The following is a 5,375-nucleotide window of genomic DNA, read 5'->3' on the forward strand; positions in this document are numbered from 1 at the left end:
CGCAGCGCCCCCGACTTTCCCCCGGCTCGCCCCCGATATCTCCCGGATGCGGCGCGCCCAGGCAGTACGAATGGGGCCATGCGACTCTCCGAGGAAGAGGCGGGACGACGGCTCGGCGCCGCGCGGGTGCTCCGGCTCGCCACCGTGGGCCCCGACGGCACGCCCCACCTGGTACCTGCCACCTTCGCGTGGTACGCGGGCCCGGCCGCCGGCCGGATCGCCATCGCCGTCGACCACAAGCCCAAACGCCATCAGAACCTGCGCCGCCTGCGCAACATCGAGGCCAGACCCGGAGTGTGCGCCATCGTCGACGAGTACAGCGACGACTGGACCCGGCTGTGGTGGGTACGGGCGGACGGCACCGCGCGGGTACTCGCCGCCGGACCCGCAAACGGCACAGCGGGCACGGCGGGCACGGCGGGCACGGCGGATGTGGCGGGTGTAGAAGGCACGGAAGGCGCGGCGGGTGCGGAGGGTACGGGGGACGGCGGGGCGGCCTCCGATGTCCGGGAGCGCGCCCGGGCGTTGGACCTGCTCGCCGCCAAATACCCGCAGTACGCGGCCAGGAGACCGGAAGGACCGGTGATCGTCATCGACGTGGGACGCGTCACCGGCTGGGCGTACACCGATCCGCTCGCATAGGCGTCGCGGCGCGCGCGTCCGGCCACGGCGCGCCGGAGGAGCGTGTCCGCGGGCCCGCTCCGGCCACCGGGGCGCCGGAGGGCGTGTCCGCGGGCCCGCGTGACCCGGGCCACCCCGGGCCCTCGGGCTCTGTCGGGCACACCGCGCGGTGACGTAGGCTGGTCGGCGCAGAAGGGGAGTAGCTCTACGCCGGACCGTCGACATACTGCTGGGCCAGGGGATCCGTCCCGTACCCGGCCGGCGCCCGGAGACCACCGCTCGCGCGGTGCGTCAGCGAGACCTTCGGCCGCAGTGATTCGTGGTGCACACCGCCGGCGCGTTTGCCGGGGGTCCGACGACGCTGCCGTGCCGACGTGTCGACCCCTGTGCGGTTCGCCTCTCGGCGCGGTGCGACCGACCGATTGAGGAAAAGCCCAGTGATCAGCTTCACCGTCATGGCGATCGTCTTCGGCGTGATCTTCCTGGCCGAACTGCCGGACAAGACGGCTCTCGCCGGCCTGATGCTCGGGACCCGCTACCGGGCCTCGTACGTGTTCGCGGGGGTGGCGGCGGCCTTCGCCGTCCACGTCGCGCTCGCGATCGCGGCCGGCAGCGTGCTGACCCTCCTGCCGCACCGGCTGGTGCAGGGGGTGGTGGGCGTCCTCTTCCTCGCGGGCGCCGCGATCCTCTTCCTCAAGAAGGGCGAGGACGAGGACGAGGAGGTCAAGCCGCCCGTGGACCAGTCCTTCTGGAAGGTCTCGGGGGCGGGCTTCATGCTCATCCTGGTGGCCGAGTTCGGCGACCTCACCCAGATCATGACCGCCAACCTGGCGGCCCGCTACGACAGCCCCGTCTCCGTCGGCATCGGTGCGGTCCTCGGCCTGTGGGCGGTCGGCGGCCTCGGCATCCTGGGCGGCAGGACGCTGATGAGGCACGTCCCGCTGCGGCTGATCACCAAGATCGCCGCGCTGGTGATGGTGGCGCTGGCGGGCTTCAGTCTGTACGAGGCGATCGCCGGCTGACCGTCAGGGCTCTGGGCGGGCCGCCCGCCGCCGGCTCGGGCCTCAGGCGGTGACGAGGCCGGCTCGGGCCTCAGGCGGTGACGCGCAGGGTGATGTGGCCGGTCGCCGCGTCCCGTTCCACGGCCACCGCCGTCAGATCGCGCGCGTGTGCCGTCGGCGCCAGCGCGGCGGCCCTGGGGCCCACGCCGACGACGCGCATGCCCGCCGCGCGCGCCGCCGCGATGCCGGCGTCCGAGTCCTCGAAAGCGACGCAGTCCGCCGGAGCGAAACCCAGCTCCGCGGCACCCTTCAGGAACCCCTCCGGGTCCGGCTTGCTCGCGCTGACGTCCTCCGCGGTGACCCGCACCGGGGGCAGCGCCAGCTCCGCGGCGCCCATCCTGGCCGCCGCGAGCGCGGTGTCGGCCGAGGTGACGAGCGCGTGCGGCAGACCGGTCAGCGAGGCGAGGAACGCCGGGGCGCCGGGCACGGGGACGACGCCCTCCGTGTCGGCCGTCTCCTCCGCGAGCATGCGGGCGTTCTCCGCGTAGTTCTCCGCCATCGGGCGGTCGGGCAGCAGCGCGGCCATCGTGGCGTACCCCTGCCGGCCGTGCACGACGCCCATGATGGCGTCGCCGTCGAGGCCGTGCCGTACGGCCCAGGCGCGCCACACCCGCTCCACCACCGCGTCCGAGTTGACGAGAGTGCCGTCCATGTCGAGCAGCAGGGCCCGGCAGGTGAGGACGGTTTCAGGGGCGGTGGCCTGCATACGTGGTGCTCCAGCGGTGAACGGGGATGGGCGGTGCCGGCCGGTGTCGGGCGGTGCCGGCGGGAAAGGCACAGGGCAGGGGCAAGGGGTACAAGAGCGGCTCCGCCCGCTGGTCAGGGAAGGCGGGCGGAACCACTTTGTTCCATCACTGTACAAACGAGAGGGCGCCCGGCGCCACCCCGTGCGGGTGAACGCTGGGCGACAGGCGTCGGCGCAGCCGGCGGCGGTGTGAGACCAGTCACCCCGGACGCCGCGGGCCCGGCGGCTCCGTGCGGGCCGCGCCGGTGCGCCGGTCAGCGCCTCAACGCCGGTGCGACCCGCCCGAAGAACCGCCGTGCGACCCGCCCGAGGGACCGCCAGGAGACGTGCCCGCATGGCCGCCGCCATACGTGTTGCCGCCCCGTTCGGCCGAGTTGCCGCCGTACGCGCCCCGTCCGGTGTTCGCGCCGTACGACTGCCCGCCCGCGGAGGACTCCCGCGTGTACGCGGTGGCGGCCTGCCCGCTGTGTCCGCTGCGCCCGCTGTGCCCGGAGTGCTGAGTGGTGCTGTGGCGCCCGGTGTTGTGTTCGGTGGACGCCCCCGGTACCTGCTCGGATTCGAGCGCGCGGCGCGTCTCGGGCCCGTACACGCCGGGTGGATCACCCGTCACGTGCCGGTACATCTGGTAGACGCGGACGGCCGTGGCCAGATCCTGGCCGTACGACCCGCTGTCGGACCCGTGGTACAGGCGCATCGCGCCCAGTCTCCGCTGGAGCGCCGCCACCCGCGCGCCGCTGTCGCCGTGGGCGAGCGAGCCGTCCGAGCGGGCCGCCGCCGGGGCCGCCAGGTGGCCTGCCGCGGGGCCTGCGGCCCGCGTGGTCCTGGCCGTACTCGTCCGCGCGGGGCCCGACGCGTCCGGCGAGGAGAGCGCGGAACGGGCCGCGGGCTGGGCCGGGCCGGTCGTGGAACCGTCGGGCAGGCTCTCGTCGGGCAGGCCCGTGTGGGTGGTGTCGGCGAGCGCCTCGTCGGTGTGGGCGTCGCCGGGAAACATCCCGGACGCGAACGCCGCGCCGCTCAGCACGGCCGCCGCGGCCACGCCGAACGCGACCGCCTTCATGGGGCGGCGCTGCCCCCGGTGGGCGGACCGGTGTCCGCGGGCGTGCGGCGGCATCGCGCCGGGCGGGGGCGGCAGGGTCGCGGCGAGCGGCGGCAGCGGGCCCGCCGTGTCCGGCTCCGCCTGCGGCCGGGCGTTCTCGTCCAGCGTCACGTACGGGCGGATGCGCAGCGGGTCGAAGTCCTCGGCGGCGGCCAGCGCGTCCGTGAACGCCTGCGCCGGTTCCGCGCTGCGCGCCGGCGCGGGGCCGTACGGGGACGGCGCCGGGGTCTCCGGGTACGGGTACGGCGGTGGCGTCGCGGCCCCCGTGAGGGCGGGCAGGACCGAGGTGGCGTCAGCGGTTTCGTACGCGGGCAGGACCGCGGTGGCCTCGGAGGTCTCGTACGCGGGCAGGGGTGCGGCCGGGGACGGCGGCGGCGGAGTCCGGCCCGCCGATGTGCCGCACGGGCAGCCCGCGCCGCCCTCTGGCATGCGCGGTGTACCGCACGAGCGGCAGAACCGTCCGTTCATCACCGTGGAACCCCTCCCCGTCAACTGCCCCAGATTATGCAGCCCCTGAGGGAGCGACGGAGGTGTGTCCGGACGGTACGTGACACATCTCCCCTTCATGAAAGGGACACAAGCTCGCCAAAACCTGCCAAAGGGGAGCACCTTTTGCTTACGCGGGGAGGAGCGCCTTGCCGTACCAGATCTCCCGGTAGGGGCCCGAGTTGTACGCGGGGATCTCCCGGAAGCCGTGCTTCACGTACAGGCCGCGCGCCTCGACGAGATCCAGCCTGGTGTCCAGCACCAGTTCCCGGGCGCCGAGGCCGAGCGCCGCCGCCTCCAGCGCTGCGAGCAGCGCGCCACCGCCCCCGGTGCGGCGCGCCGCCGGGGCCACGTAGACGCGCGTGAGTTCGGCCCGTACGCCGTCCAGCAGCCGTACGCCCCCGCAGGACGCGGCCTCGCCGCCATACGTGCCGACGACGAACTGGCCCGAGGGCGGGGCGAGCCGGTCGCGCGGATCGTCCGCCGTGCCCGCGTCGACCTCCGTCGCCGTGGCCGGCCTGCTCCAGTACCGCGCCGCGACCTCCGCGCAGTACGCGCGGCGCAACCGGGTCGCGGCCGGGCTCCCCACGGGCTCGGGGCGCACCGACCAGGCGGGGGCCTGCCATGTCGTCACGGCGCTCTGTGTAGCAGCGGCCCGGGCCGTTTTGCCACGGGATTACGGGCAACCAGAGGCAGAGTGACGCCCTGTTACGAGCCTCGGTACACACCGTGGCGGGCGCGCACACGTACACGAAGACGGGAACCGGGGCCACTCGGCGACCGGCGTCCGGGAAAGGCAGCCATGTCCACAGTCCTGATCGTTGTCGGCCTGATCGTGGTGTTCGTGATCATCGTCGCCCTGGTGCTGTACGTCGGACCGGGCAGGGGTACCGGGAAGGCCGGTCTGCGGCGCAGGTTCGGGCCCGAGTACGACCGGGTCGTCGCCCGGCACGACGGCAACACCGCGGAGGCCGAGCACGAACTCAAGGAGCGCGTCGAGCGCCACGGCGGCCTGCGCGTCCAGCCGCTCACGGCGGAGCGGCGCGACCAGTGGAGCGCTCAGTGGGCGGCGCTCCAGGAGGGCTTCGTGGAGTCGCCGCGCGAGGCCGTCGCCCGGGCGGAGCGGCTCATCGCCGACCTCGCTGCGGAGCGCGGCTTCCCCGCCGCCGACAGCCCGCAGTCCTACGACGACCAGCTCGACGCCCTCTCGGTGCACCACGCGCGCCGGGTCGACGGCTACCGCAGGATGCGGCTCGCCGCGGGCCCCGGCGCGGGGCCCCGGGGGGGGGGGGCCCCCGGGGGGCCCGGGGCGGGGGGCGGGGGGGGGGGGGGGGGCCCCCGGGCGCGGGGGGGGCGGGGGGGGGGG

General features: G+C 75.1%; 6 protein-coding genes. 3 read left to right on the forward strand and 3 right to left on the reverse strand.

Annotated features, from left to right (window positions below; translation table 11 throughout):
• The first annotated feature begins 78 nt into the window (after nucleotides 1-78).
• Both LCE31_RS36090 and LCE31_RS36095 read left to right on the forward strand, forming a co-directional pair.
• A complete protein-coding gene (locus LCE31_RS36090; protein ID WP_225022109.1) occupies nucleotides 79-642 on the forward strand; it encodes a TIGR03668 family PPOX class F420-dependent oxidoreductase in 564 nt (187 codons plus the stop codon).
• Between the two features lie 416 nt (nucleotides 643-1,058).
• Nucleotides 1,059-1,643, forward strand: a complete 585-nt coding sequence (locus LCE31_RS36095) for a TMEM165/GDT1 family protein (protein ID WP_225022111.1) — start codon at nucleotides 1,059-1,061, stop codon at nucleotides 1,641-1,643.
• Between the two features lie 70 nt (nucleotides 1,644-1,713).
• On the opposite strand, the gene LCE31_RS36100 is transcribed toward LCE31_RS36095, so the two are convergent.
• From LCE31_RS36100 to LCE31_RS36110, 3 genes are all read right to left on the reverse strand, one after another.
• Nucleotides 1,714-2,388: an HAD-IA family hydrolase gene (locus tag LCE31_RS36100; protein ID WP_225022113.1), complete on the reverse strand. Its 675-nt coding sequence runs from the start codon at nucleotides 2,386-2,388 to the stop codon at nucleotides 1,714-1,716.
• Nucleotides 2,389-2,689: 301 nt separating this feature from the next.
• Nucleotides 2,690-3,952, reverse strand: a complete 1,263-nt coding sequence (locus LCE31_RS36105) for a peptidoglycan-binding domain-containing protein (protein WP_225022115.1) — start codon at nucleotides 3,950-3,952, stop codon at nucleotides 2,690-2,692.
• 187 nt (nucleotides 3,953-4,139) lie between these two features.
• Entirely contained in the window at nucleotides 4,140-4,643 is a 504-nt protein-coding gene (locus LCE31_RS36110) for a GNAT family N-acetyltransferase (RefSeq protein ID WP_225022117.1), read from the reverse strand.
• Nucleotides 4,644-4,811: 168 nt separating this feature from the next.
• Between LCE31_RS36110 and LCE31_RS36115 the strand changes: the two genes are divergently transcribed.
• Nucleotides 4,812-5,375 (forward strand): hypothetical protein (locus LCE31_RS36115; RefSeq protein ID WP_225022119.1); only part of this gene is annotated, 564 nt, incomplete at its 3' end.

Origin of the sequence: Streptomyces sp. 8L, from assembly GCF_020176795.1 — a bacterium.
GTDB lineage: Bacteria > Actinomycetota > Actinomycetes > Streptomycetales > Streptomycetaceae > Streptomyces.